The sequence below is a fragment of the Pseudomonas sp. GW821-FHT09A09 genome (genome assembly GCF_059418405.1).
This window is the reverse complement of record NZ_JBWKPU010000033.1, coordinates 52,870-77,684: the sequence shown is the minus strand read 5'-3', so window position 1 is coordinate 77,684 and position 24,815 is coordinate 52,870. Positions and strand designations below refer to the sequence as shown.

Annotated in this window: 23 protein-coding genes; 20 read left to right on the top strand and 3 right to left on the bottom strand. The window is 60.1% G+C overall.

The window, feature by feature from the left end; all coding sequences use genetic code 11:
* Positions 1 to 250: 250 nt before the first annotated feature.
* A complete protein-coding gene (locus tag AC07OV_RS24210) occupies positions 251 to 1,474 on the bottom strand; it encodes a CaiB/BaiF CoA transferase family protein (RefSeq protein WP_495093125.1) in 1,224 nt (407 codons plus the stop codon).
* Positions 1,475 to 1,484: 10 nt separating this feature from the next.
* Complete coding sequence (locus AC07OV_RS24205) at positions 1,485 to 2,666, bottom strand: acyl-CoA dehydrogenase (protein ID WP_003187423.1); 1,182 nt, start codon at positions 2,664 to 2,666, stop codon at positions 1,485 to 1,487.
* Positions 2,667 to 2,823: 157 nt separating this feature from the next.
* Between AC07OV_RS24205 and AC07OV_RS24200 the strand changes: the two genes are divergently transcribed.
* The 20 genes from AC07OV_RS24200 (at position 2,824) to AC07OV_RS24105 (ending at position 23,422) form a co-directional block, all read left to right on the top strand.
* A complete protein-coding gene (locus tag AC07OV_RS24200; RefSeq protein ID WP_495093124.1) occupies positions 2,824 to 3,723 on the top strand; it encodes a LysR family transcriptional regulator in 900 nt (299 codons plus the stop codon).
* A 452-nt stretch (positions 3,724 to 4,175) separates the two neighbouring features.
* Positions 4,176 to 5,297: a Re/Si-specific NAD(P)(+) transhydrogenase subunit alpha gene (locus AC07OV_RS24195; RefSeq protein WP_495093123.1), complete on the top strand. Its 1,122-nt coding sequence runs from the start codon at positions 4,176 to 4,178 to the stop codon at positions 5,295 to 5,297.
* A gap of 15 nt (positions 5,298 to 5,312) precedes the next feature.
* The gene (locus AC07OV_RS24190) at positions 5,313 to 5,633 is read left to right on the top strand and encodes an NAD(P) transhydrogenase subunit alpha part 2 (RefSeq protein WP_003187417.1); all 321 of its coding nucleotides are present in this window, start codon (positions 5,313 to 5,315) and stop codon (positions 5,631 to 5,633) included.
* The gene (locus AC07OV_RS24185; RefSeq protein ID WP_123716752.1) at positions 5,633 to 7,069 is read left to right on the top strand and encodes an NAD(P)(+) transhydrogenase (Re/Si-specific) subunit beta; all 1,437 of its coding nucleotides are present in this window, start codon (positions 5,633 to 5,635) and stop codon (positions 7,067 to 7,069) included. Before AC07OV_RS24190 ends, AC07OV_RS24185 begins: the two co-directional genes overlap by 1 nt.
* Before the next feature lie 179 nt (positions 7,070 to 7,248).
* Entirely contained in the window at positions 7,249 to 8,742 is a 1,494-nt protein-coding gene (gene scpC, locus AC07OV_RS24180; protein ID WP_178923875.1) for a succinyl-CoA:acetate CoA-transferase ScpC, read from the top strand.
* Positions 8,743 to 9,060: 318 nt separating this feature from the next.
* Positions 9,061 to 9,276 carry a DUF1127 domain-containing protein gene (locus tag AC07OV_RS24175; RefSeq protein ID WP_010168694.1) on the top strand — a complete coding sequence of 72 codons (216 nt, stop codon included), beginning with the start codon at positions 9,061 to 9,063 and terminating at the stop codon, positions 9,274 to 9,276.
* Between the two features lie 265 nt (positions 9,277 to 9,541).
* The gene (locus AC07OV_RS24170; RefSeq protein WP_495093122.1) at positions 9,542 to 9,727 is read left to right on the top strand and encodes a DUF1127 domain-containing protein; all 186 of its coding nucleotides are present in this window, start codon (positions 9,542 to 9,544) and stop codon (positions 9,725 to 9,727) included.
* A 159-nt stretch (positions 9,728 to 9,886) separates the two neighbouring features.
* Entirely contained in the window at positions 9,887 to 10,207 is a 321-nt protein-coding gene (locus AC07OV_RS24165; protein WP_176994663.1) for a DUF2388 domain-containing protein, read from the top strand.
* 106 nt (positions 10,208 to 10,313) lie between these two features.
* The gene (locus AC07OV_RS24160; RefSeq protein ID WP_495093121.1) at positions 10,314 to 10,622 is read left to right on the top strand and encodes a DUF2388 domain-containing protein; all 309 of its coding nucleotides are present in this window, start codon (positions 10,314 to 10,316) and stop codon (positions 10,620 to 10,622) included.
* A 39-nt stretch (positions 10,623 to 10,661) separates the two neighbouring features.
* Positions 10,662 to 10,982: a DUF2388 domain-containing protein gene (locus tag AC07OV_RS24155; RefSeq protein WP_495093120.1), complete on the top strand. Its 321-nt coding sequence runs from the start codon at positions 10,662 to 10,664 to the stop codon at positions 10,980 to 10,982.
* Positions 10,979 to 12,940, top strand: coding sequence for a DUF7844 domain-containing protein (locus AC07OV_RS24150; RefSeq protein ID WP_495093119.1), 1,962 nt, complete (start codon positions 10,979 to 10,981; stop codon positions 12,938 to 12,940). Before AC07OV_RS24155 ends, AC07OV_RS24150 begins: the two co-directional genes overlap by 4 nt.
* 378 nt (positions 12,941 to 13,318) lie before the next feature.
* Entirely contained in the window at positions 13,319 to 14,626 is a 1,308-nt protein-coding gene (locus tag AC07OV_RS24145) for a CitMHS family transporter (RefSeq protein ID WP_176994659.1), read from the top strand.
* Positions 14,627 to 14,691: 65 nt separating this feature from the next.
* A complete protein-coding gene (locus tag AC07OV_RS24140) occupies positions 14,692 to 15,459 on the top strand; it encodes a TerC family protein (RefSeq protein WP_176994658.1) in 768 nt (255 codons plus the stop codon).
* Between the two features lie 211 nt (positions 15,460 to 15,670).
* On the top strand, positions 15,671 to 17,329 hold the full coding sequence (locus AC07OV_RS24135; RefSeq protein WP_495093118.1) for a Na/Pi cotransporter family protein: 1,659 nt from the start codon (positions 15,671 to 15,673) through the stop codon (positions 17,327 to 17,329).
* Between the two features lie 58 nt (positions 17,330 to 17,387).
* Positions 17,388 to 18,770 (top strand): M16 family metallopeptidase, encoded by a 1,383-nt coding sequence (locus AC07OV_RS24130; RefSeq protein WP_494998505.1) that lies wholly within the window; start codon positions 17,388 to 17,390, stop codon positions 18,768 to 18,770.
* Between the two features lie 69 nt (positions 18,771 to 18,839).
* Positions 18,840 to 19,871: a DUF5924 family protein gene (locus AC07OV_RS24125; protein ID WP_176994678.1), complete on the top strand. Its 1,032-nt coding sequence runs from the start codon at positions 18,840 to 18,842 to the stop codon at positions 19,869 to 19,871.
* 54 nt (positions 19,872 to 19,925) lie between these two features.
* The gene (locus tag AC07OV_RS24120) at positions 19,926 to 21,074 is read left to right on the top strand and encodes an ABC transporter permease (RefSeq protein ID WP_494998504.1); all 1,149 of its coding nucleotides are present in this window, start codon (positions 19,926 to 19,928) and stop codon (positions 21,072 to 21,074) included.
* Positions 21,071 to 21,874 (top strand): ABC transporter ATP-binding protein, encoded by an 804-nt coding sequence (locus AC07OV_RS24115; RefSeq protein ID WP_176994654.1) that lies wholly within the window; start codon positions 21,071 to 21,073, stop codon positions 21,872 to 21,874. Before AC07OV_RS24120 ends, AC07OV_RS24115 begins: the two co-directional genes overlap by 4 nt.
* A gap of 1 nt (position 21,875) precedes the next feature.
* Positions 21,876 to 22,814 (top strand): MlaD family protein, encoded by a 939-nt coding sequence (locus tag AC07OV_RS24110; protein WP_176994653.1) that lies wholly within the window; start codon positions 21,876 to 21,878, stop codon positions 22,812 to 22,814.
* The gene (locus AC07OV_RS24105) at positions 22,811 to 23,422 is read left to right on the top strand and encodes an ABC-type transport auxiliary lipoprotein family protein (RefSeq protein WP_495093117.1); all 612 of its coding nucleotides are present in this window, start codon (positions 22,811 to 22,813) and stop codon (positions 23,420 to 23,422) included. The genes AC07OV_RS24110 and AC07OV_RS24105 overlap by 4 nt, the downstream gene beginning before the upstream one ends.
* Positions 23,423 to 23,525: 103 nt before the next feature.
* Here AC07OV_RS24105 and AC07OV_RS24100 read toward each other — a convergent pair whose 3' ends face one another.
* Entirely contained in the window at positions 23,526 to 24,755 is a 1,230-nt protein-coding gene (locus AC07OV_RS24100) for a nucleoside recognition domain-containing protein (RefSeq protein ID WP_176994651.1), read from the bottom strand.
* Between the last annotated feature and the right edge of the window lie 60 nt (positions 24,756 to 24,815).

Sequence of the window (24,815 nt, the reverse complement as noted above, 5' to 3'; positions counted from 1 at the left end):
CTGCTGTCAACACCTCTTTTTCAACTTCCTTTTGGCTTCGATGAACTGAAGCAACTTACCGTCAAAACCTACATAACCCATTGTTTATCAAGGAGTTTTCCGTTTCGACTGCGCCGGAAGTGGAGCGAATTATAGACTTCCAGAATCTGCCGTCAACTCTTAATTTGCCTTCTCTATCAATTAGTTAGGATTGATTAAAAAACAACCAAGAAACAACCCAGAAACCTCTCTACCTATATAGAAAGAAAACTCAGATCACACCCAGCGCTCTCAAATCGGCCACGTTGGCAGCCCCCAACCCCAACACGTCCTGCAGCACCTGAGCCGTATGCTCACCCAATAGAGGAGGAGCGCTGCGATACTCAACAGGCGTCTTGGACAAACGAATTGGGCTCGCAACCTGCGGCACCATTCCAGCCAACGCATGTGGCAGTTCCAACGCCAGCCCGCGCGCCTTTACCTGCGGATCAGCAAACACCTGCGCCAGATCATTGATAGGCCCACAAGGCACACCCACTCGCTCAAGCTGCGCCACCCACTCCGCCGTCGTCTTGAACACGGTAGCCTGGCGAATCAGCGGAATCAGTTCCGCCCGATTAGCCACCCGCAGCTTATTAGTAGAGAAGCGCGGATCATCCGCCCACTGCGGCTGCCCGGCCACCTCAGCGAATTTGCGGAACTGACCGTCGTTACCAACCGTAAGAATGAAATCACCATCAGCCGTAGGAAAATCCTGATAAGGCACGATATTCGGGTGAGCATTGCCCAGGCGCTTCGGGGACACGCCAGTTGTCAGGTAATTCATCGCTTGATTAGCCAGACACGCGACCTGCACATCCAGCAATGCCATATCGATGTGCTGCCCGCCACCATCATGATCCCGATGAGCCAATGCCGCCAAAATCGCCACTGTCGAGTAGAGCCCCGTGAGGATGTCGGTCAACGCCACGCCGACCTTCACCGGCCCAGCCCCCTCATCACCCTCCGGACGACCGGTCAGACTCATAAGACCGCCCAAGCCCTGAATCATAAAGTCATAACCCGCACGCGCCGCATAAGGCCCGGTTTGACCAAACCCCGTGATCGAGCAATAAATCAGCTCCGGGTTGATCTCCTTCAGCGACTCATAGTCCAGCCCGTACGCCGCAAGACCACCCACCTTGAAGTTCTCGATCAGGATGTCGGACTTGGCAGCCAGGTCTCGTACCAGCTTCTGCCCCTCCGGACGCATGAAGTCGATGGTGACCGACTCCTTATTGCGGTTCGCCGACAGGTAATACGCCGCCTCGCTGGTGTTCTCACCATAGGCATCCTTGAGGAAAGGCGGCCCCCACGCCCGCGTATCATCCCCATTACCCGGTCGCTCGACCTTGATCACCTCAGCCCCAAGGTCCGCGAGGATCTGCCCGGCCCAGGGGCCCGCCAGCACTCGCGACAAATCCAGCACCCGCAGGTGCGAAAGCGCGCCCATGATTGTGCTCCTATTAATAGAACGCCTGAAGACCGGTTTGCGCGCGCCCAAGGATCAAGGCGTGCACGTCATGGGTACCTTCGTAGGTGTTGACCACTTCAAGGTTGACCAGGTGACGCGCCACACCGAATTCGTCCGAAATACCGTTGCCGCCCAACATGTCCCGCGCCATGCGCGCAATGTCCAGGGACTTGCCGCACGAGTTGCGCTTCATGATCGACGTGATCTCGACTGCCGCCGTCCCTTCATCCTTCATCCGGCCCAGACGCAGGCAACCTTGCAGCGCCAGGGTGATCTCGGTCTGCATATCAGCCAGCTTCTTCTGAATCAGCTGTGTCGCTGCCAACGGGCGACCGAACTGCTGACGATCAAGGGTGTACTGACGGGCGGTATGCCAGCAGAACTCAGCGGCCCCCAATGCGCCCCAGGAAATGCCATAACGCGCGGAGTTAAGGCAGGTAAACGGACCTTTCAAACCACGCACATCCGGGAAGATGTTCTCTTCAGGCACAAAAACGTTGTCCATCACGATCTCGCCGGTAATCGAGGCACGCAGACCGACCTTACCGTGGATCGCCGGGGCGCTCAGCCCCTTCCAACCTTTCTCCAGGACAAACCCACGGATATCACCCGCATCATCCTTGCCCCACACCACAAACACATCGGCAATCGGGCTATTGGTGATCCACATCTTGGCGCCCGTCAGGCTGTAGCCGCCATCCACCTTGCGCGCCCGGGTAATCATCGCGCCCGGATCGGAGCCGTGATTAGGCTCGGTCAGGCCGAAACAACCGATCCACTCGCCGGAAGCCAGCTTCGGCAGGTACTTCTGCTTCTGCGCCTCGGTGCCAAATTCGTTGATCGGCACCATCACCAGTGACGACTGCACACTCATCATCGAACGATAACCAGAGTCGACACGCTCGACCTCACGGGCAATCAACCCATAGCTGACGTAGTTCAAACCACTGCCGCCGTATTGCTCGGGAATCATCGCCCCCAGCAAGCCGGTCTCGCCCATCTCGCGGAAGATCGCGGGATCTGTCTTTTCATGGCGGAAGGCTTCGAGCACACGGGGCGCCAGCTTGTCCTGAGCGAACTGCTCAGCACTGTCGCGCACCATGCGCTCTTCTTCGGTGAGCTGTTGATCCAGCAACAGTGGATCGATCCAGTTGAAGCTTGCCTTGCCAGCCATGAATAAGTCCTCGCGGAAAAAATCAAAAGTCGTGGATGCAGACTAGGCCGGGCAAACGCAGAGGGCAAACGAGGTTTCCGCATAGGGTTGTGCTAATTTCTCACTTCGAAACCGCCATAAACGACGTATATGCGTTTTATAAGTGAGGACAAGTTACATGCGCAGAAAGATCCCCAGCACCACCGCCCTGGTCAGTTTTGAAGCGGCAGCCCGCCACGAGAGCTTTACCAAGGCCGCGCATGAGCTCTCCATCACTCAAGGCGCTATCTGCCGACAAATCGCCAGTCTTGAAGAGTTTTTGAGTGTCGAGCTGTTTCGGCGATCGCGACGCGGGGTAAAACTGACGGAGGCGGGGCTGTCTTATAGTCGCCGGGTGGCCATGCAGCTGGACGCGGTAGAACGCGACACCCTGTCGGTCATGGGGCAGCAGGGCGCCAATGTCATCGAGCTCGCGGTGGTGCCAACCTTCGGCACTCAATGGCTGATCCCGCGCCTGAAGGACTTTCAGCACAAACACCCGGAAGTCACGGTCAACCTCACCAACCGTACCCGCCCATTCCTGTTTGCAGACACCGAGTTCGACGCTGCGATCTACTTCGGTGATGCCGATTGGTCAGGTACCGAATCCCACCGACTGATGGGCGAGAACCCCGTTCCCGTCTGCAGCCCGCGCTTATTGGGCACACGTACCCACTTCAGCGCCCAGGAAATTGCCGAACTGCCGCTGCTGCAGCAGACCACGCGGCCTTACGCCTGGCGCCAATGGTTCAACGCACAACATCTGAACATCCCTCGCGACATGACAGGCCCTCGTTACGAGCTATTCTCGATGTTGTCCCAGGCAGCCATGCATGACATGGGCATTGCGCTGATTCCACCGTTCCTGATTCAGCGCGAGCTGGACGAGCACCAATTAGTGATCGCCAACCCCGAAACGCTGAGCAGCGCGAAGGCGTACTACCTGATGATTCCCGAGAGAAAAGTCGAATCGGCGTCATTACACGCCTTCAGGGACTGGCTGCTCGATCAGTCGCAACGCTACAGCCCCAGTATTTAAAGGACAAACCACGATTATTGACCCTGTAGTCAAATAAAATAAAGACCTACAGATATACGTATATGTCGCCTTTCAGCAGACTGTACTTATCCCCCTGAATTAAGGCTAAGAGCCATGATTTTCAAGGCGTACAGCGACTACGACAAGCCAATACACGACCATTCACACCAACGATGAAGAAACACCCAATATTCGGCTACAACCCTTTAAACACCTGTATTTAAAGAGGTTATTTCATCGCATTGCGACAATCAGTCACAGGGTGACTTGTAGTTAATTTTTCGTCACCCGTCATAATCCCTTGAAGGCCGTAAAGTTCGCCTGCAAAATGCCGCGCCCCGCTGTCATTTCAGCGGGATCGTGCTGATCGGCCGCCCCAGATGCGCCACTCACGGTGCACTGGCCTTTTTACAAAAAGATCAAAAGCAAAAAGATCATGCAGGAGATTTGACGTGCACATTGGTGTTCCTCTCGAAACCCAGACCGGTGAAACGCGGGTGGCTGCCACCCCGGAAACCATCAAGAAGCTGATCGGCCAGGGCCATAAGATCACTGTTCAAAGCGGAGCCGGCGTCAAAGCCAGCGTCGTCGACAGTGCCTATGAAACGGCAGGCGCAACCATTGGCAGTGCCAGCGATGCGTTTGGCGCCGAGCTGATTCTCAAGGTGGTAGCCCCCAGCGACAGCGAACTGGCGCTGATCAAAAGCGGCACCGTATTGGTGGGCATGCTCAACCCGTTCAGCAACGAAACCATCGCCAAGCTGGCCGAACGCGGCATTACCGCTTTTGCCCTCGAAGCCGCGCCACGCACCTCGCGCGCCCAGAGCCTCGACGTGCTGTCCTCCCAGGCCAACATCGCTGGCTACAAGGCCGTACTACTCGCCGCTCATCACTATCCGCGCTTCATGCCCATGCTGATGACAGCTGCCGGCACGGTTAAGGCCGCACGCGTGCTGATCCTCGGCGCCGGCGTCGCGGGCCTGCAGGCGATTGCGACGGCGAAGCGCCTGGGTGCTGTGATCGAAGCGTCTGACGTCCGCCCGGCCGTGAAGGAGCAGATCGAATCCCTCGGTGCCAAGTTTGTCGACGTGCCCTACGAGACCGATGAAGAGCGTGAATGCGCCGTCGGCGTTGGCGGTTATGCCCGTCCGATGCCCACCAGCTGGATGCAGCGCCAGGCCCTGGCCGTGCACGAGCGCGCCAAGCAGGCCGATATCGTCATCACCACTGCACTGATCCCGGGCCGCAAGGCACCGACCCTGCTGAGTGCCGAAACGGTCGCGCAGATGAAACCCGGCTCCGTGGTCATCGACCTCGCCGCCGCCCAAGGTGGCAACTGCCCACTGACCGTCGCCGACCAAGTCGTTGTCGAAAACGGCGTGATCATCTGCGGCCCGACCAACCTGGCCGGCGCTGTTGCCGCCGACGCCTCAGCCTTGTACGCGCGCAATCTGCTGGACTTCCTGAAGCTGGTCTTCACCAAGGAAGGGCAGTTTGAAATCAACCTCGAAGACGACATCGTCGCCGCGTGCCTGATGTGCCGCGACGGCCAAGTCATCCGCAAAAACGCCTAAGCAGGGATTCAGACGATGGAAGAGCTTATCTCCCCCGGTATCTACAACCTGATCATCTTTGTGCTGGCGATTTATGTCGGTTACCACGTGGTCTGGAACGTAACGCCCGCGCTGCACACGCCCTTGATGGCCGTGACCAACGCCATTTCCGCAATCGTGATCGTCGGCGCCATGCTGGCTGCCGCTCTCACCGTGACCCCACTGGGCAAGACCATGGGCACCCTGGCCGTGGCCCTGGCGGCGGTCAACGTGTTCGGCGGCTTCCTGGTCACCCGCAGGATGCTTGAGATGTTCAAGAAGAAAGCCCCGAAAGTAAAAGAAGAGGCGCCTAAGTAATGAGCATGAATCTGGTCACGACGCTCTACTTGATCGCGTCGATCTGCTTTATCCAGGCCCTCAAAGGCCTGTCGCACCCAACAACTTCGCGGCGCGGCAACCTGTTCGGCATGCTCGGCATGGCGCTGGCGGTGCTCACCACCGTAGGCCTCATCTATAAGCTGGGCGCTGAGCTGGCAACTGCCGGCATCGGCTATGTGATTGTCGGCCTGCTGATCGGCGGCACCGCCGGTTCGATCATGGCCAAGCGCGTAGAAATGACCAAGATGCCGGAGCTGGTGGCGTTCATGCACAGCATGATCGGCCTGGCTGCGGTATTCATCGCGATTGCCGCAGTGGTCGAGCCGCAATCCCTGGGCATCGTCAAACACTTGGGTGACTCGATTCCTGCCGGTAATCGCCTGGAACTGTTCCTCGGTGCAGCCATCGGCGCCATCACCTTCTCCGGTTCGGTGATCGCCTTCGGCAAGCTGTCGGGCAAGTACAAGTTCCGCCTGTTCCAGGGCGCACCGGTACAGTTCGGCGGCCAGCACAAGCTGAACCTGGTGCTCGGCCTGGCTACCCTGGGCCTGGGCTTGGCGTTCATGTTCACCGGCAACCTCACCGCCTTCGCCCTGATGCTGGCCCTGGCCTTCGTGCTGGGTGTGCTGATCATCATCCCGATCGGCGGCGCCGACATGCCCGTGGTGGTGTCGATGCTCAACAGCTACTCGGGCTGGGCAGCGGCAGGTATCGGTTTTTCGCTGAACAACTCGATGCTGATCATTGCCGGCTCCCTGGTGGGCTCCAGCGGCGCGATCCTCTCGTACATCATGTGCAAGGCGATGAACCGTTCCTTCTTTAATGTACTGCTCGGCGGTTTCGGCAATACCTCGGATGCCGCTGCGGCAACCGGCTCTAAAGAAGCGCGACCAGTGAAGTCCGGCTCGGCTGACGACGCCACGTTCCTGCTGACCAACGCCGACACCGTGATCATCGTTCCAGGCTACGGCCTCGCGGTCGCCCGGGCGCAGCATGCGCTCAAGGAGTTGACCGAGAAGCTGACCCATCACGGCGTCACCGTGAAGTACGCGATCCACCCAGTGGCCGGCCGTATGCCCGGGCACATGAACGTACTGCTCGCCGAGGCCGAAGTGCCTTACGACCAGGTGTTCGAGATGGAAGACATCAACTCCGAGTTCGGCCAGGCCGACGTGGTACTGGTGCTCGGCGCGAACGACGTGGTCAACCCGGCCGCCAAGAACGATCCAAATTCACCGATCGCCGGCATGCCGATTCTCGAAGCCTTCAAGGCCAAGACCATCATCGTCAACAAGCGCTCGATGGCCAGCGGCTATGCCGGTTTGGATAACGAACTGTTCTACCTGGACAAGACCATGATGGTCTTCGGCGACGCCAAGAAAGTCATCGAAGACATGGTCAAGGCCGTCGAGTAACACTGCTTCAGCGCAATACTCGAAACCCCGGCCTCTTGTAGGCTGGGGTTTTTTATTGCCGCATGAAACCCGACCAAAGGCTCTAAATCGCTGCCCGGCATTCGACCATGGTAGCGGGCCGAATTTTTTTGAAATCACTAAACTGCGCACCTTGCTTCCGTAGCCTGAGATAACAATCCATGTACCGTGATCGTATCCGCTTGCCTTCGTTGTTGAACAAGGTCATGAGCGCGGCAGACGCCGCCGCACTGATCGAGGACGGCATGACCGTCGGCATGAGCGGCTTCACCCGCGCCGGTGAAGCCAAGGCCGTCCCCCACGCCCTGGCCGAACGCGCCAAGACTTCCCCGCTGAAAATCACCTTGATGACCGGCGCCAGCCTGGGCAATGACCTGGACAAGCAACTGACCGAGGCCGGCGTGCTGTCCCGGCGCATGCCGTTCCAGGTCGACAGCACCCTGCGCCGCGCCATCAATGCCGGCGAGGTGATGTTTATTGACCAGCACTTGTCGGAAACCGTCGAGCAACTGCGCAACAACCAGCTCAAGCTGCCGGACATTGCCGTCATCGAAGCGGTGGCGATCACCGAACAGGGGCACATCGTGCCGACGACATCGGTGGGTAACTCGGCCAGCTTCGCAATTTTCGCCAAGCAGGTGATCGTCGAGATCAACCTCGCGCACAACCCGAACCTGGAAGGGCTGCACGACATCTATATCCCCACCTACCGGCCAACCCGCACACCGATTCCGTTGGTGAAGGTCGATGACCGCATCGGCAGCACGGCCATTCCCATTCCACCGGAAAAGATCGTCGCCATCGTGGTCACTAACCAGGCGGACTCCGCCTCCACCGTGACACCGCCCGACAGCGACACCCAAGGCATCGCCAACCACCTGATCAACTTCCTCAAGCAGGAAGTGGACGCCGGGCGCATGACCAACAAGCTCGGCCCGCTGCAGGCCGGCATCGGCAATATCGCCAACGCCGTGATGTGCGGCCTGATCGAGTCGCCGTTCGAAGACCTGACGATGTATTCGGAAGTGTTGCAGGATTCCACGTTCGACCTGATCGATGCCGGCAAACTGAGCTTCGCCTCGGGCAGTTCGATCACCCTGTCAGAACGACGCAATGCCGACGTGTTCGGCAACCTGGAGCGCTACAAAGACAAACTGGTGCTGCGCCCGCAGGAAATCTCCAACCACCCGGAAGTGGTGCGTCGCCTAGGCATCATCGGGATCAATACCGCGCTGGAGTTCGATATCTACGGCAACGTCAACTCCACCCATGTCTGCGGCACGCGGATGATGAACGGCATTGGCGGCTCCGGGGACTTCGCGCGCAACGCGCACCTGGCAATCTTCGTCACCAAGTCGATCGCCAAGGGTGGCGCGATTTCCAGCGTGGTGCCGATGGTCAGCCATGTGGACCACACCGAGCATGATGTGGACATCCTCGTGACCGAAGTCGGCCTGGCCGACCTGCGTGGCCTGGCGCCCCGCGAACGCGCCCGGGTGATCATCGACAACTGTGTGCATCCGGCTTATCGCGATGCGCTGAACACTTACTTCGACGCAGCCTGTGCCATCGGCGGGCATACGCCACACATCCTGCGCGAAGCACTGAGTTGGCACATCAACCTGGAAGAAACCGGGCATATGCTCAAGGCTTGATTGATACAGATCCGGGCTGATGCAACGACAGTTTCATCAGCTCGGCTGTACTTCTTAACAAACTGAAAAAAACTGTACTGCTGTACCGGTCATTTCCTACCGAAATATCCCACATACTCCGTCGAAAACTCCTATTTCGCACTGTTTCAGTGCGGACAGGTACAGTTGCCCCATTTACGAACAGTACAGCCCCTATAAACAGTTAACTGGCCCCTCACAATACAGGCGAACTGTATCTAGAGAGTCTTGCGCCGGAAGAGGATCATTGGCATCAGTTAAACCACTACCTAATCCCGCCACAAGCGGAAGGATGTCATCATGGAACGTACACTCAGTTCCGATCTGTTCTTCGAAGAAAAAGCTGTAAACACCCAGGCCTCCCTGCCTTTGCGCGTTATCGCCAACCTGATGTTGTGGCAGCGCCGCATCTCCAGCCGCCACCAACTGGCTCGTCTGGATTCGCGTCTGCTGGCTGACGCCGGTATCAGCGAAGCTCAACGCTACGAAGAGCTGAGCAAGCCGTTCTGGCGCTAATGTAGCGCCCGCTGGCCCTGACCCACCGGGTCCACCGCCAGCACCCTGATTTGTCAAAGCAAAGCCCGCCCCGGGAAACCGGAGGCGGGCTTTGTTGTTTCCGGGGTTCGGGTTTTGAGGGTAAAAAAACAGAAGGCCAACTTCACGATAGGTACAGTTTAAAAAACATAACAATTAAGCAGTACAATTTAGATCGAGTGTATCTGTACCGGTAAACCCGCGCCGCCCAACATGGTGTTCCAAGACCTCATGGAAGGCCCCACTCATGACCACCCAAACCCCACGCTATAAACAGTTCATCGCAGGTATAGCCCGAGCACTGGCCAGATGGGCGCGCCAGGCCCACGAACGCCGCCAGCTTGCGCAACTTGATCCACGCGAACTGTCTGACGCCGGTATCAGCGCCGGCGACCGAATGGCCGAACTGTCCAAACCCTTTTGGCGTGACTAACGGGTCGAGAGGCTTTTCGAACAGATAAACGGCGGCTTAAGATCCCGTTACCACGTGGCGAACCTTGTAGAACGGACGTCTGATGCTCAATAGCAACAACACCCGTTTCACAGTGGCTGCTTTGCGCCGCCTTATTTGTTCATCTACAGGAGTTTTTCCATGTCCCGTCTTCGCCTGCTGAGTGCTGCTGCCTTGTTGGCCGTGGCTGCCAATGCCAACGCCACCAGCCTCATCGTGACCACCGACGCAATCGTCGGCGCACTCAAAGCCACGTCCGACGCCAGTTCCGATGCCACGTCTTCCTTGCGTGACAACAAGGTTGTGCGAGCTGCCCGTGACGACGCAGCCAGCTTTGTCGCCAGCGACGGTGCCATTCGTGGCGTCAAGTTGGAAAGCGCCCTGGCGCAGATCCGCCAACAAGCCCCGCAACTGAATGCAGCAACAGACGCTCAACTGGCCCAGGCCATCCTGGCGATCTGACTTCAGCTCGGCGTAAGGGAGCGCCAGCCGCTCCCGGATGCCTCAACGCTGGCTCTCGCCCGGGCATTGCGCTAGCCTTGGCGCTCGCTTCCAGTTGTCGAGTCCCATGGCTTTTTCATACCGCCTGTTGATCGTTCCTGTTCTGTTTTCAGTCGTCTGGTCGCCCTTGGCTTCGGCCTTCGACGTGACCACCCAGAGCACCGTCATAAGTGTGTACGCCACCAGCAAGGTGACTTCCGCACCCTTTGACAAGAAATTGATATCGGCCGCCCAGGATGACGCTGCCGCGTTTATCGCCACTGACGGCCAATGGCGGGGCGCTCGCCTGGAATCCGCACTGGATTACCTGCGCCGCACCCAGCCAAAACTTAACGCCAGCGACCTTGAACTGGCGCAAGCAATTCTCGTCCAATAATCATCTTTGTATTTCCATCTTTGTAATTGGAGTTATTCCATGCGTAGCCCGCTGATCGCCGCCACTCTCGGCCTGCTGTTGTTGGCCGATGTTGCCCAGGCACATACTCTGGTGGCCACCAGTAACATCATTGTTCGCGCCTCTGGCCGCACCATTGATTTCACCTCGGACACCACCACTTCCATCCGCGATTCCAAAGTCGTGCGCGAAGCCCACGATGATGCCGCCAGTTTCGTCGCCACCAATGGCGAGATCCGTGGCGCACAATTGGAAGCGGCCTTCGATACCATCCGTACGCGCATGCCGGAAACGCGCGACGTCAGCGACCAGAGCCTCGCCGAAGCTATCCTCGCACTGTGAGGTGCCTCAACGCCTGGCTACTGGCCACGGCTGTGCTGCTCAGTGCAAGCGCAGCCCAGGCCAGCCTGCAACTGCGGCTCAAGTCAGACGGCTTGAGCCCGGCCGAACAGCAGGCCAGCCAGGCGTTGCTCGATGAAGCGATGCGCTCCCTGCCGCCGCGCTTCATCGAACAGCTGGACCGCACCATCGATGTCGGCTGGACCGACAAGATGCCCGAGAACGCCTACGGCCAGGCCTCCCTGATCTCCGAACTGGATCTGAACCAGAACCTGCTCGCCAGCCTGACCGACGGCAGTGCCGCAACCCAGAAGACCAATCGCCCCCACGGCACCGTGCGCCGCGAAATGCTCGCCACTGTGTTGCATGAGCTGACCCACATTTATGACCGTGCGCGCCTGTGGTCCAAGGAAGACCGCGCGCTGATCAATCGTTGCAGTCGCCAAAACAACATCACCGGCCTGATCGGCTTGCCCGACCAATGCCGTGGCCAGAATGACCGCCGCTTTACCCTCAGCGATGACCCACGACTGCTGGACCTCGCCGGCTGGCCGCAATACGTCGGCCGTCGCGGCGAGCGCGAACAGCACAACCACCAAGTGGCGCGCAGCCCGGACATCTACGAAACCACCAGCCCGCTGGAGTTCGTCGCGGTCAACATGGAGTACTTCCTCCTCGACCCGAGCTACGCCTGTCGCCGCCCGGCGCTGTTCCGCTATTACAAGGAACATTTCGGCTGGGCGCCGCCCGAGCAAGACACCTGCGCCAAGACCTATGCCTTTCTGAACGCAGGCAATGATTTTGCCAAGACGCCGCTGGGCCAGATCGACCCGGAGCGCGTCTACGAGATTGACTACCTGCTGGCCGAAGCCAACCAGAACCTGGTCAGCCGCTGGGGCCACAGCATGTTGCGCCTGGTGATCTGCGCACCCGGCCGGCCACGTGGCCCGGACTGCCGGCTGGACCTTGACCAGCATCTGGTCCTGTCCTACCGCGCCTTCGTCGGCGACGTACAGCTGTCGAGCTGGGACGGCCTGGTGGGCAAGTACCCGTCACGGTTGTTCGTGCTGCCCCTGGCCCAGGTGATCGATGAATACACCAAGACCGAACTGCGCGGCCTGGCCTCGGTGCCGCTCAAACTCACGCGCCAGGAAATCAACGACACCGTCGAGCACGCCGCCGAGATGCACTGGAGCTACGACGGCAACTACTTCTTCATTTCCAATAACTGTGCGGTAGAGAGCCTGAAGCTGTTGCGCAGCGGCAGCGCCAACCCACAGCTCACCGGGCTGGACAACATCACCCCCAACGGTTTGCTGGAAGTCCTCAGCGCCCGCGGCCTGGCCGATACCAGCGTCCTCAAGGACAAGCGCGAAGCGCTGCGCCTGGGTTATCACTTCGATTCATTCCGCGAACGCTACCAGGCGATGTTCGACGTCCTGCGCAAACACCTGCCCATAAAGCAGACTCAGGTCGAAGATTGGCTGTCACTCAGCGCAGCGGAACGCCGCGAGTGGTTCGGCCAAGCCGATCTGCGCACCAGCGCCGCGCTGTTGCTGCTGGAACAGGCCAGCTACCGCAAACAACTGATGCTGGCCCAGGATGAAGTCAAGCAACGCTACCTCGGCGCCCGTGAGCTGAAAAACGGCGGCATGGAAAAAGCCAACAACACCCTGCAACAAATCCTCGCCAACAGCGGCTTCCTCAGTCGCCCGGCCGAGCTGCTGGGCAGCGGCGGCTATGGCCTGCCGCAACCCTCTGAAGCCAAGCGCCTCGAATCGGAAAGCGCACAACGCCAGAAACAGCTGCAAACGCTGACCGGCGACCTGGATAAAGAGGTGAGGGTGCTGCTGGAACCTGCCCGCGCCGCCGAGATTGCCGCCTGCGAAGCCAACCTCAAGCAGGTGGGCGAGCACTTGCGCGCCTTGCACAAGGCAGCTGGCGGCCTCGAACTGCCCTGATAATTCCCTGCAAACACAATCCGAATGTGGGAGCTGGCTTGCCTGCGATAGCGGTGTACCAGGCAACAAAGATGTTGAATGTGCCGGCGCCATCGCAGGCAAGCCGGCTCCCACATTGAATCTCCACATACCTGAAGAATGTGCCTTTCCCCTTCGTCACCTGTTTTTCCAGCGAAAGCTGGCTGAAAGCTTACCCGTCTAGGATCGCCCCCACTGTCGGCAACAGACCGGCTGTTAACAACAACAATGGTGATTCCCGATGTCCGCTCGTACCCGCCTGTTCGCCCCCACTCCACCCGTACGCCTCGTGCCTTTCGATCTGCGCTGACCCCCACTCGGTTCGCCATTCCCTAGCCGCGCTACGCCTGGAGTATTCCTATGCTGACTTTCCTTGGCTTTGCCATGGTCATCACGTTCATGTTCCTGATCATGACCAAGCGCCTGTCCGCGCTGATCGCCTTGATCATCGTGCCGATCCTGTTCGCGCTGTTCGGCGGCTTCGCGCCGGAGATCGGCCCGATGATGCTGGCCGGTATCACCAAGCTCGCGCCAACCGGCGTGATGCTGATGTTCGCCATTCTCTACTTTGCCCTGATGATCGACTCCGGCCTGTTCGACCCGGCCGTGCGCAAGATCCTCAAGATGGTCAAGGGCGACCCGCTGAAAGTCTCGGTCGGCACCGCCGTGCTGGCCCTGGTCGTGTCCCTGGACGGTGACGGCGCCACCACCTACATGATCTGCGTGGCCGCCATGTTGCCGCTGTACCAGCGCATCGGCATGAGCCCGCGGATCATGGCCGGCCTGATCATCCTCGCCGGTGGCGTAATGAACATGACGCCCTGGGGTGGCCCGACCGCCCGTGCCGCCAGTGCGCTGCATGTGGACCCGTCGGACATCTTCGTGCCGATGATCCCGGCGATGGCCGTCGGTGTGGTCGCGATCCTGGTGATCGCCTATATGTATGGCCTGCGCGAGCGTGCACGCCTGGGTGAATTGCACCTGGCGGGCGATGAAATCGACCACAGTGAAATCAGCGTCTCGCAATACCCCGATGCCCGTCGCCCCAAGCTGATCTGGTTCAACGGCGCGCTGACCTTCGCCCTGATGTGCACGCTGATCGCCGGCCTTCTGCCGCTGCCGGTGCTATTCATGGTGGCGTTCAGTATCGCGATGATCGTCAACTACCCGTGCCTGCAAATGCAGAAAGACCGCATTGCCGCCCACTCCGGCAGCGTGTTGGCGGTGACTGGCCTGATCTTCGCGGCCGGTATCTTCACCGGCATCCTGTCGGGCACCGGCATGGTTGATGCCATGTCCAAGAGCCTGCTGGCGGTCATCCCTGATGCACTGGGCCCGTACCTGGCGGTGATCACAGCCCTGGTGAGCATGCCGTTCACCTTCTTCATGTCCAACGACGCGTTCTACTATGGCGTACTGCCGGTACTCGCCGAAGCCGCCAGCCACTACGGCATCACCGCCGTCGAAATGGCGCGGGCGTCCATCGTGGGTCAACCGGTGCACTTGCTCAGCCCACTGGTACCATCGACTTACCTGTTGGTGGCCCTGGCCGGTATCGAATTTGGCGATCACCAACGCTTCACCCTGAAGTGGGCAGTGCTGGTATGCCTGTGCATAATGTTCGCCGCTTTGCTGATGGGGATTTTCCCGCTGTTCAGCACTCTATAATCGTATCAACCCAACCGCGCGGCGCTGCAGCTTGCGCGGTTTAACACTTGCTCAAAGGAATACACATGGAATGGCTGACCAATCCGGAAATCTGGATTGCCTTCTTCACCCTGACGGCCCTCGAGATCGTCCTGGGTATCGATAACATCATCATGATTTCGATCCTGGTCAGCCGCATGCCCAAGCATATGCAGGCGCGCACCCGGATCTTCGGCCTGGCCCTGGCCATGGTCACGCGCATCCTGTTGCTGCTGTCGATCACCTGGGTGATGCAACTGACCGCCGACCTGTTCGTGGTGTTCGGTCAGGGCATTTCCGGTCGCGACCTGATCCTGTTCTTCGGTGGCTTGTTCCTGCTGTGGAAAAGCTCCCAGGAGATGTACCACGCCCTGGAAGGTGAAGACGAAACCCACGACGAGCCCAAGGGCGCCGGTGGCAAGTTCATCTACACCATCATCCAGATTGCCATCATCGACATCGTGTTCTCTCTGGACTCGGTCATCACCGCCGTCGGCATGGTCTCCCATGTGCCGGTCATGGTCGCGGCGATTGTCGTGGCGGTATTGGTGATGATGCTGGCGGCCGGCACAATCAGCGCATTCATCGACAAGCACCCGTCGCTGAAGATGCTCGCGCTGTCGTTCCTGCTGGTGGTGGGTACGGTGCTGATCGCCGAATCCTTCGACGTGCATGTGCCAAAAGGCTACGTCTACTTCGCCATGGCGTTCTCGCTGGCGGTAGAAGCGGTGAACATCAAGATGCGCACCGCCATCGCGAAAAAGAAGAAACAGCAGGATCCTGTGAAACTGCGCAAGGACATTCCGGGTCAATAAACCCAAGCCAGACAAAAAAGGGGCCTATTCAGGCCCCTTTTTCATTTCGCACAAAGTTGATTTCATGACAGTTTTGTTTCAATCCCCACTTTAGCTATGCGATGCTGGCGCAGAGCCCATTCGCCAACTACAGCTTAACTACAAGACGTAGAACGGCACGCGGCAAACTTCCTTCGCTCTTTTTGGAGCGTACCCACACGGGGGGCCGAGCATGCTGACCTTGCTCAATCTGCTTTCCGCCGTGACCCTGCTGATCTGGGGCACGCACATCGTCCGTACCGGCATCTTGCGGGTCTACGGTTCCAACTTGCGCCAAGTCATCGGGCAGAACATGTCCAAGCGCTGGCTGGCGTTTGTCGCCGGTATCCTGGTAACGGCCATGGTGCAGAGCAGCAACGCCACGGCCATGCTGGTGACTTCATTTGTCGGCCAGGGCTTGATGAGCCTCACGCCTGCGCTGGCAACCATGCTCGGCGCCGACGTCGGTACGGCCTTGATGGCACGGGTACTGACCTTCGACTTGTCGTGGCTGTCACCGCTGCTGATTTTCCTCGGGGTGATTTTCTTCCTGTCCCGCAAGCAGACGCGGGCCGGGCAGATGGGCCGGGTCGGGATCGGCCTGGGCCTGATCATTCTGGCGCTGCAACTGATCGTCGAGGCGGCCGGGCCGATTACCCACGCCCAAGGGGTCAAAGTCATCTTTGCCTCGCTGACCGGCGATATCTTGCTCGATGCTCTGGTCGGCGCGCTGTTCGCGATGATTTCCTACTCCAGCCTGGCCGCCGTCCTGCTCACCGCCACCTTGGCCGGCGCCGGCGTGATCGGCTTGCATGTGGCCATCGGTCTGGTGATCGGCGCCAATATCGGCAGCGGTGTGCTGGCGTTCCTCAGCACTAATATGCAAAACGCCGCCGGTCGCCAGGTCGCCCTCGGCAGCCTGTTGTACAAACTGATTGGCCTGCTGCTGATCATCCCGGTACTCGACCCTCTCGTACGCTGGATGGACGGTTTGGACTACAGTGCCCAAGGCATGGTCATTACCTTCCACCTGCTCTACAACGTCAGCCGCTGCCTGATCCTGTTGCCCAGTATCGGCCCGATGTCACGCCTGTGTGCCTGGCTGCTGCCGGAACAACAGGAGGCCAACGGCAAGGCCAAGCCGCGCCACCTGGACTCAACCGCACTCGACACGCCCAGCCTGGCCCTGGCCAACGCCGCCCGCGAAACTCTGCGCCTGGGCGACTTGATCGACAACATGCTCACCGCGATGCAGGAAGTGTTGCGCGGCAAACAAACCGCCATCACTCAGGAAATACGCAGCCTCAGCGATGACGTCGAAGCCCTGTACAGTGCGATCAAGCTATACCTCGCGCAAATGCCCCGCGAAGACCTCAGCGAACAGGACAGCCGCCGCTGGGCTGAGATCATCGAGCTGTCGATCAACCTGAAACTGGCCGGCGACCTGATCGAACGCATGCTGCGCAAAGTGCAACAGCAGAAGACCTCCCAGCGCCGCCAGTTCTCCGAAGTCGGCCTGGAAGAGCTCACTGGCCTGCACAGTCAGTTGATCGCCAACCTGCGCCTGGGGTTGTCGGTATTTCTCAGCGCCGACCCCGAAAGCGCCCGCCAACTGCTGCGCGAGAAGCGCCGCTTCCGCGCCCAGGAGCGGCGCCTGGCCCATGCCCACGTCAGCCGCCTGCAACGCAAGATCGTGCAGAGCCTGGAAACCAGCTCGCTGCACCTGGAGCTGATTGCCGACATGAAGCGCCTCAATTCACTGTTTTGCAGCAGCGCTTATGTAGTCTTGGAAACGTCCGACACCGGCGCACTCTCCGCCGAAGATATTGCCGACATCACCCATTCACCCTGAACGTAAGACGGCGAGTGAAGTCAGTTAACAATGGACCTCACTCGCCAGGAAGCTTGTTATGCGTCGCCTGCTATTCGCCTGCCTGCTCATGGGCTCTGCACATGTCTTTGCCTTTGACCGCCTGCAAGTCGAAGGCTACACCTTGCCCAACGGCCTGCAATTGCTGCTCAAACCCGGCACCGAGCGGGGCCATGTGGCCATCCGCATGGTGGTAGGGGTCGGCCTGGATGATTTCAGCTGCGACGAAAAAGAGTTGCCGCACCTGCTCGAACACTTGCTGTTCAGCGGCATCGACGGCGGCGGCGAAGGCGACCTTGAGGACCGCATGCAAGCCTTGGGCGGCGAATGGAACGCCTACACCAGCAATGCCGACACCACCTTCGTCATCGAAGCACCCGCGCACAACCAGCGCAAGGTGCTCGACCTGTTGCTGGCCATCCTCACCCGCACCCAACTGTCCGATGCCAATATCAATGCCGCCAAGCAGGTGGTCGAACGCGAAGACGGTGGCCATTACTCACATCTGCAGCGCCTGCTCGACCGCCAGGACCTGGGCCACACCGCCAGCAACCAATTGGCCGTCGAACTGGGGCTCAAATGTGCCGAACGCGCCGAGGTCGATCACCTCACCCGTGATCAGCTAGAGAAGCTGCGCAAAAATTGGTACGCGCCGAACAACATGACACTGATCATCGTCGGCGACCTCGACAAACTATTGCCGGCTTATCTGGAACGCACCTATGGCCAGCTCGAACCGGTCGAGCCGAGCGAACATCGGCCCCTGCCAGAGATCCAGCACGCCGCTGCCAGTTACCGGGACCTGGTGCACGGCTGGATCGGTGACAGCGCCAAGCTGCACTGGCTGTTCCCCGAACCGGTGCTGGATGACCAGCATGATGAAACCTACGACCTGCTCAAGGACTACCTCGACTGGGCGCTCTACCGTCAACTGCGCCTCAAGCACGGTTTGTCCTACGGCCCATGGAGCGAGCGCGAAGTGCTCGGCGGTGTCGGCTTCCTGAGCCTGAACGCCGACCTCGAACGCGACAACCTGCCCGAAGCCGAACAGGTATTGCAGGACCTCAAGGCCCAACTGCTCAAGGACGGTCTCGACCCGGCAACCTTCACCCGTCTGCAGCAAGCCGCCATTGCACGCCAGTCGTGGGCGGTACAGGGCAACAGCGCGTTGGCCGACTATTACTGGAGTGCTTCCGGTGACTACGCCAACGGCCATTTCAGCGACCCGGTAAAGCGCATCAAGGCCGTGAGCCTGAAGCAAACCAACGACGCCATGCGCCAGGTGTTCAACCAGCCGGGCTATTGGCGCATCGAGAAACCCCTGTTCAGCTACGACGTGCTCAGTTGGATCGGTGCCGGCGTGCTGGGGCTGATTGCCCTTGCGTTGATCGGTGTGCGGGTTTATCGCAAACGGATTGCTTAATGAGGCACCGTACTCCGGGCTAAGACGTTATTCTGTCTGGGTTTTTTCCTACACGAACTGTGAATGCCCATGCCAAGCCTGCCGCCCCTCATCCAGCGCGTCCTCGAACTGATCAAGCGCTACCCAGGGGTAATCGCACTCGGCGGCTTTATCTCGGGGGTGTGCAGCTTCATCCTGGTGGACCGCCAGCAAGGCATGGCCAGCTGGATCGCGGTCATCATGCTGGTGAGCTGGTTGTGGCTGATGCTGGAGAACAGCTTTACCCAACTGTTCACCCGGGTCTTCAAGCGGGAAATCCCCGAACCCCTGCTGCGCTACGCCACCCAGATGATCCACCAGGAAAGTCTGTTTTTTGTGTTGCCGTTCTTTTTCGTCACCACCACCTGGAACAGCGGCCAATCGATTTTCACCGGCCTGCTGGGCGCCGCGGCACTGGTCTCGATCACCGACCCGCTGTACTACAAATGGCTGGCGCCCAAGCGTTCGCTGTTCCTGGCGCTGCACACCCTGACTCTGTTCGCCGCGCTGCTCACCGCGCTGCCGATCATCCTGCACCTGACCACCGCCGAGAGTTACAAGCTCGCCCTCGGCGTTGCCATGCTGCTGTCGATCCCCAGCCTGGCCGTGAGCCTGCCGCTGCGCAGCGTCAAAGGTTGGGCAATGTTGCTGGGCGTCACCGCCGCGATTGGCTGCGCCGGCTGGTTCCTGCGCAGTTGGGTGCCACCGGCCACGCTGTGGATGACCGAAGTGGCCATCAGCACCCAGCTGCAAGACCGCACCCCGGGCGATGACCTCAAGGAAGTCACTGCCGCCCAGCTACGCAGCGGCGGGCTGTACGCCTATACCGCGATCAACGCCCCGCGCGGGCTGGAAGAGCGGATCTACCATGTGTGGAAATTCAACGGCAAAGAAGTCGACCGCATCGCGCTGGATATCCATGGCGGGCGCAAGGAAGGCTATCGCGCCTGGACCCACAAGCAGAACTTCCCGGCCGACTCGGCAGGCCGCTGGCAAGTACGGGTGTTGACCGAGGACGGCCAGGTGATTGGTGTGCTGCGTTTCAAAGTCACTGACGCAGCACAAACGGACAACCCAAAGTAGGCCGTATCGTGCTATTACGTAGGAATTGTGGATAGCCAAACAAGCTCGGAGCTTATGACCACTCGTACGACGGCCGGTGCCGCCCACCTCGATACGTCCACGACTCCCCCGTTACTCAGGATTACGGGGGACTGGACGCTTGCCCACTACTCAAACCTGAAAAAGCTGTCGGACAAGCTCGACGGCCAATACGACGCCGGGGCCCGCATCGACCTCAATGGCCTGGGCGCCCTGGACACCGCCGGCGCATCACTGCTGGTGGAATTGCTTGGCCCCGCCCGCATCGAGCACTCGGCCGAGCAGACCGACTGCAGCCTCTCTGCCGCCGACCGTGCACTGCTCAAGACCGTCTACCGCTCGCTGAATGATTTCTGTGTCCCGGAAAAAGCCCCGGAAGAGGCGGCCGGCATCCAGGTGTTAGCGCGGATCGGCCGGGCGGTCGACACCGTGTGGCAAGACAGCATGAAGCTGCTCGGTTTTATTGGCCTGATCCTCGAAACCTTCGCGCGCGGTATCTTTCGTCCCAAGCGCTGGCGCATCACGCCGATGGTCGCCCATATCGAACAGACCGGGCTCGACGCCGCGCCCATCGTCGCGCTGCTGACCTTTTTGGTCGGCGCCGTGGTGGCCTTCCTGGGTGCCACGGTGCTCAAAAGCTTTGGCGCGACGGTGTTCACCGTGGACTTGGTGGCGTTCTCTTTCCTACGGGAATTTGGCGTATTGCTGACGGCCATTTTGATTGCCGGGCGCACGGCCAGTGCGTTCACAGCACAAATCGGCTCGATGAAGGCCAACGAAGAAATCGATGCGATTCGCACCCTGGGCCTCGACCCCATGGAGCTGCTGGTATTGCCTCGCGTGCTGGCGCTGCTGGTGTCGCTGCCGATGCTGACGTTCCTGGCGATGCTCTCGGGGATTGTCGGAGGCGGGGTGGTGTGCGCCGTGGCGTTGGACATCTCGCCCGCAATGTTTCTGTCGCTGCTGCAATCGGACATTGGCGTACAGCATTTCCTGGTGGGCATGGTGAAGGCGCCGATCTTCGCTTTTCTCATTGCCGCCATTGGTTGTCTGGAAGGTTTCAAGGTCAGCGGCAGCGCCGAGTCGGTTGGCGCTCACACCACCTCCAGCGTGGTGCAATCGATCTTTGTGGTGATCGTGCTGGATGCGGTGGCCGCGATGTTCTTCATGGAGATGGGCTGGTGAGTCGGCTACACCGTGCGCCCACTGAGGCGGTGATTGAAGTGCGCGGCCTGTGCAACCGCTTTGGCCGGCAAAGCGTGCACGAAAACCTCGACCTGGATTTGTACAAAGGCGAGATCCTGGCGGTGGTCGGCGGCTCGGGCAGCGGCAAGTCGGTGCTGTTGCGCAGCATCGTCGGCCTGCGCCGCCCCAGCGAAGGCGAGGTGCGGGTGTTCGGTAAGAACCTGCCGAGCCTGTCGGAACATGAACGCTCACTGGTGGAACGGCGCTTCGGCGTGCTGTTTCAGAAGGGGGCGCTGTTTTCCTCACTGACCGTCACCGAAAACGTCGCCCTTCCGTTGATCGAACATGCCGGCCTCAGCCGCCGTGACGCCGAGCACCTGGCCGCGGTGAAACTGGCCTTGGCCGGGCTGCCGCTCTCGGCCGCCGACAAATACCCGTCTTCGTTGTCCGGTGGCATGATCAAGCGCGCAGCCCTGGCACGCGCCTTGGCCCTGGACCCGGACATCCTGTTTCTCGACGAGCCCACCGCCGGCCTTGACCCGATTGGCGCGGCGCAATTCGATCAGTTGATCCTGACACTGCGCGACGCGCTGGGCCTGAGTGTGTTCCTGGTGACCCACGACCTCGACACGCTGTACACCATCACCGACCGCGTGGCGGTGCTGGCGCAGAAGAAAGTGCTGGTGGCCGATGCCATCGATGTCGTCTCGGAAACGGACGACGCGTGGATTCACGAATATTTCCACGGCCCCCGCGGCCGCGCGGCATTGGATGCCGCTCAATCGCTAGACGAGGTATGACATGGAAACCCGAGCCCATCATGTGATGATCGGTCTGTTCAGCGTGATTGTGGTGGTCGGCGCCCTGCTGTTCGGCCTGTGGCTGGCAAAATCCAGCGTCGACAGTGCCTTCCAGGATTATGAAGTGGTGTTCAACGAGGCGGTCAGCGGCCTGTCCCAGGGCAGCCCGGTGCAATACAGCGGGATTAAGGTGGGCGATGTCACCAGCCTGCGCCTGGACCCCAACGACCCGCGGCGCGTGCTGGCACGCATCCGCCTGGCCGGGCAGACGCCAATCAAGGAAGACACCCAGGCCAAGCTGGCCCTGACCGGCATCACCGGCACCTCGATCATCCAGCTCAGCGGCGGCACACCACAAAGCCCGGAGCTCAAGGGTAAGGACGGCAACCTGCCGGAAATCATCGCCTCGCCATCGCCCATTGCGCGCCTACTCAATAACAGCAACGACCTGATGACCAGCATCAACCTGCTGCTGCACAACGCCAACCACATGTTCTCCCGTGAGAACGTCGAGCGCTTGAGCAACACCCTGGACAACCTGCAACAAACCACCGGCGCCATCGCCGACCAGCGCGGCGATATCAAGGTGGTGATGCAGCAACTGATGCAAGTGAGCAAGCAGGCCAGCGCCGCCCTGGAGCAGACCACCACCCTGATGCGCAACGCCAATGGCTTGCTCAACGATCAAGGCAAGCAGGCCTTCGGCAGTGCCGAGCAGGCCATGAAATCCCTGGAGCAAAGCACCGCCACCATCAACACCTTGCTGACCAATAACAAGGACTCGGTGAACAGCGGCATGCAGGGCCTCAATGAACTGGCGCCGGCGGTGCGCGAACTGCGTGAAACCCTCGGGTCACTGCGCGCCATCTCCCGCCGCCTGGAAGCCAACCCCAGTGGCTATCTGCTGGGCAGCGACAAGAACAAGGAGTTCACGCCATGAAGCGTGCTTACCAGATGATCGCCCCCGTGGCATTGGCGCTCGTGAGCGCGTGCTCGATCCTGCCCAAGGCCGACCCTTCGGACGTGTACCGCCTGGTGTCAGCCCAAACCGCAAGCCAGGGTGCGCCGGTGAGCTGGTCGCTGCGCGTGTCCAAGCCGCAGACTAGCGAGTTTCTCGACAGCCCGCGCATTGCCGTGGTGCCGGACGGCAACCTGATCAGCAGCTATGCGAACTCGCGCTGGAGCGACCCGTCGCCGGTGCTGCTGCGCAACCGCTTTATGGACGGCTTCCAGCGTGATGGCCGCGTAACGTTGTTGAGCACCGATGAGACCAACCTGCAGGCCGATTACGAGCTGGGTGGGCAGTTGCAGGCGTTCCAGAGTGAATACCGAGGAGGCGCGGTGGAAGTGGTGATCCGCCTCGACACGCGATTGGTGCGTGGGAGCGATCAGCGGATTATTGCCAGCCGGCGGTTTGAAATTCACCAGCCGGTGACGGATACCAAGGTGCCGGCGGTGGTGGCCGGGTTTGGGCTGGCGGGGGATCAGTTGAACAGGCAGGTGGTGGATTGGGTGGTGCAGCAAGGCAATAGTGCTGCGAAACGCTGAGGGCCCTATCGCCGGCAAGCCGGCTCCTACAGTTGATCGCATTTCGGCAGGATAAACGCGGTCACCTGTAGGAGCTGGCTTGCCGGCGATAGCCATTTAAGCCTTAACCAAAGAACCAGTAGCACACCGCAATAGCCGCAACGACACCCGCCAACTCCGCCAGCAGCGCACACCCCACCGCATGCCGGGCCCGCTGGATGCCCACCGACCCGAAGTACACCGCCAACACATAGAAGGTGGTCTCAGTACTGCCCTGGATCGTCGCCGCCACCAGCGCCGGGAAGCTGTCCACACCCTGGGTCTGCATGGTTTCGATCAACAGCGCCCGGGCCGCACTGCCGGAGAACGGCTTGACCATGGCCGTGGGCAACGCATCGACAAAGCGCGTGTCCATGCCGGTCCAGGCGACCACATGGCGAATCCCTTCAAGACCAAAATCCAATGCACCCGAAGCACGCAATACACCCACTGCGCACAACATCGCCACCAGGTACGGCAGCAGGTTCTTGGCAACGTCAAAACCTTCTTTGGCGCCTTCGACAAACGCCTCGTAGACCTTCACCTTGCGCAGCGCACCAATCACCAAAAACAGCATGATCAAGCCGAACAGCGTCAGGTTGCCGAGTATCGAGGACAAACCCGCCAGCGCCGTGGCCGACAGTGTCGCCAGGAAGGCCATGAACCCACCGAGCACCAGCGCGCCGGGAATCAGGTAAGCCAGCACCACCGGGTCCCACAGGCGCAGGCGCTGCATGATCGCCACCGACAACAGGCCCACCAGGGTGGACGCGCTGGTCGCCAACAGGATCGGCAGGAACACCAGGGTAGGGTCCGCAGCGCCTTGCTGGGCGCGATACATGAAGATCGTCACCGGCAACAGCGTCAGCGAGGACGCGTTGAGCACCAGGAACAGGATCTGCGCGTTGCTCGCGGTGTTGGGGATAGGGTTGAGTTCCTGCAGCGCCTTCATGGCCTTCAGGCCTATGGGCGTGGCCGCGTTGTCCAGCCCCAGGCCATTGGCGGCGAAGTTGAGGGTGATCAGGCCGATCGCCGGGTGCCCGGCAGGCACTTCCGGCATAAGGCGGCGGAACAGCGGGCCGAGGGCCTTGGCCAGCCAGTCGACGATGCCGGCTTTTTCAGCGATGCGCAGGAAACCCAGCCACAAGGTGAGGGTGCCGAACAGCAGCACCATCACTTCCACCGACAGTTTGGCCATGGCGAAAATGCTTTCGACCATCGCCGCGAAAATACCGGCGTTGCCACCCACCAGCCATTGCACCAGTGCTGACACCATTGCCACGACAAAGAAGCCAAGCCACAGGCCATTGAGCATCAGTTGAATCCCCCGAAAGATGGGGCGAATGATAGCGGGGCTGGCAGAAACGACAAACCC

Bases quoted from the DNA above. Each gene is read 5' to 3' on its own strand.
- AC07OV_RS24175 (WP_010168694.1), top strand. From the start codon at position 9,061: ATGGAACGTACACTCAGTTCCGATCTGTTCTTCGAAGAAAAAGCTGTA.
- AC07OV_RS24165 (WP_176994663.1), top strand. From the start codon at position 9,887: ATGTCCCGTCTTCGCCTGCTGAGTGCTGCTGCCTTGTTGGCCGTGGCT.
- AC07OV_RS24160 (WP_495093121.1), top strand. From the start codon at position 10,314: ATGGCTTTTTCATACCGCCTGTTGATCGTTCCTGTTCTGTTTTCAGTC.
- AC07OV_RS24200 (WP_495093124.1), top strand. From the start codon at position 2,824: ATGCGCAGAAAGATCCCCAGCACCACCGCCCTGGTCAGTTTTGAAGCG.
- AC07OV_RS24130 (WP_494998505.1), top strand. From the start codon at position 17,388: ATGCGTCGCCTGCTATTCGCCTGCCTGCTCATGGGCTCTGCACATGTC.
- AC07OV_RS24145 (WP_176994659.1), top strand. From the start codon at position 13,319: ATGCTGACTTTCCTTGGCTTTGCCATGGTCATCACGTTCATGTTCCTG.
- AC07OV_RS24205 (WP_003187423.1), bottom strand. From the start codon at position 2,666: ATGGCTGGCAAGGCAAGCTTCAACTGGATCGATCCACTGTTGCTGGAT.
- AC07OV_RS24120 (WP_494998504.1), top strand. From the start codon at position 19,926: ATGACCACTCGTACGACGGCCGGTGCCGCCCACCTCGATACGTCCACG.
- AC07OV_RS24110 (WP_176994653.1), top strand. From the start codon at position 21,876: ATGGAAACCCGAGCCCATCATGTGATGATCGGTCTGTTCAGCGTGATT.
- AC07OV_RS24170 (WP_495093122.1), top strand. From the start codon at position 9,542: ATGACCACCCAAACCCCACGCTATAAACAGTTCATCGCAGGTATAGCC.
- AC07OV_RS24125 (WP_176994678.1), top strand. From the start codon at position 18,840: ATGCCAAGCCTGCCGCCCCTCATCCAGCGCGTCCTCGAACTGATCAAG.
- AC07OV_RS24155 (WP_495093120.1), top strand. From the start codon at position 10,662: ATGCGTAGCCCGCTGATCGCCGCCACTCTCGGCCTGCTGTTGTTGGCC.
- AC07OV_RS24135 (WP_495093118.1), top strand. From the start codon at position 15,671: ATGCTGACCTTGCTCAATCTGCTTTCCGCCGTGACCCTGCTGATCTGG.
- scpC (WP_178923875.1), top strand. From the start codon at position 7,249: ATGTACCGTGATCGTATCCGCTTGCCTTCGTTGTTGAACAAGGTCATG.
- AC07OV_RS24100 (WP_176994651.1), bottom strand. From the start codon at position 24,755: ATGCTCAATGGCCTGTGGCTTGGCTTCTTTGTCGTGGCAATGGTGTCA.
- AC07OV_RS24105 (WP_495093117.1), top strand. From the start codon at position 22,811: ATGAAGCGTGCTTACCAGATGATCGCCCCCGTGGCATTGGCGCTCGTG.
- AC07OV_RS24185 (WP_123716752.1), top strand. From the start codon at position 5,633: ATGAGCATGAATCTGGTCACGACGCTCTACTTGATCGCGTCGATCTGC.
- AC07OV_RS24190 (WP_003187417.1), top strand. From the start codon at position 5,313: ATGGAAGAGCTTATCTCCCCCGGTATCTACAACCTGATCATCTTTGTG.
- AC07OV_RS24140 (WP_176994658.1), top strand. From the start codon at position 14,692: ATGGAATGGCTGACCAATCCGGAAATCTGGATTGCCTTCTTCACCCTG.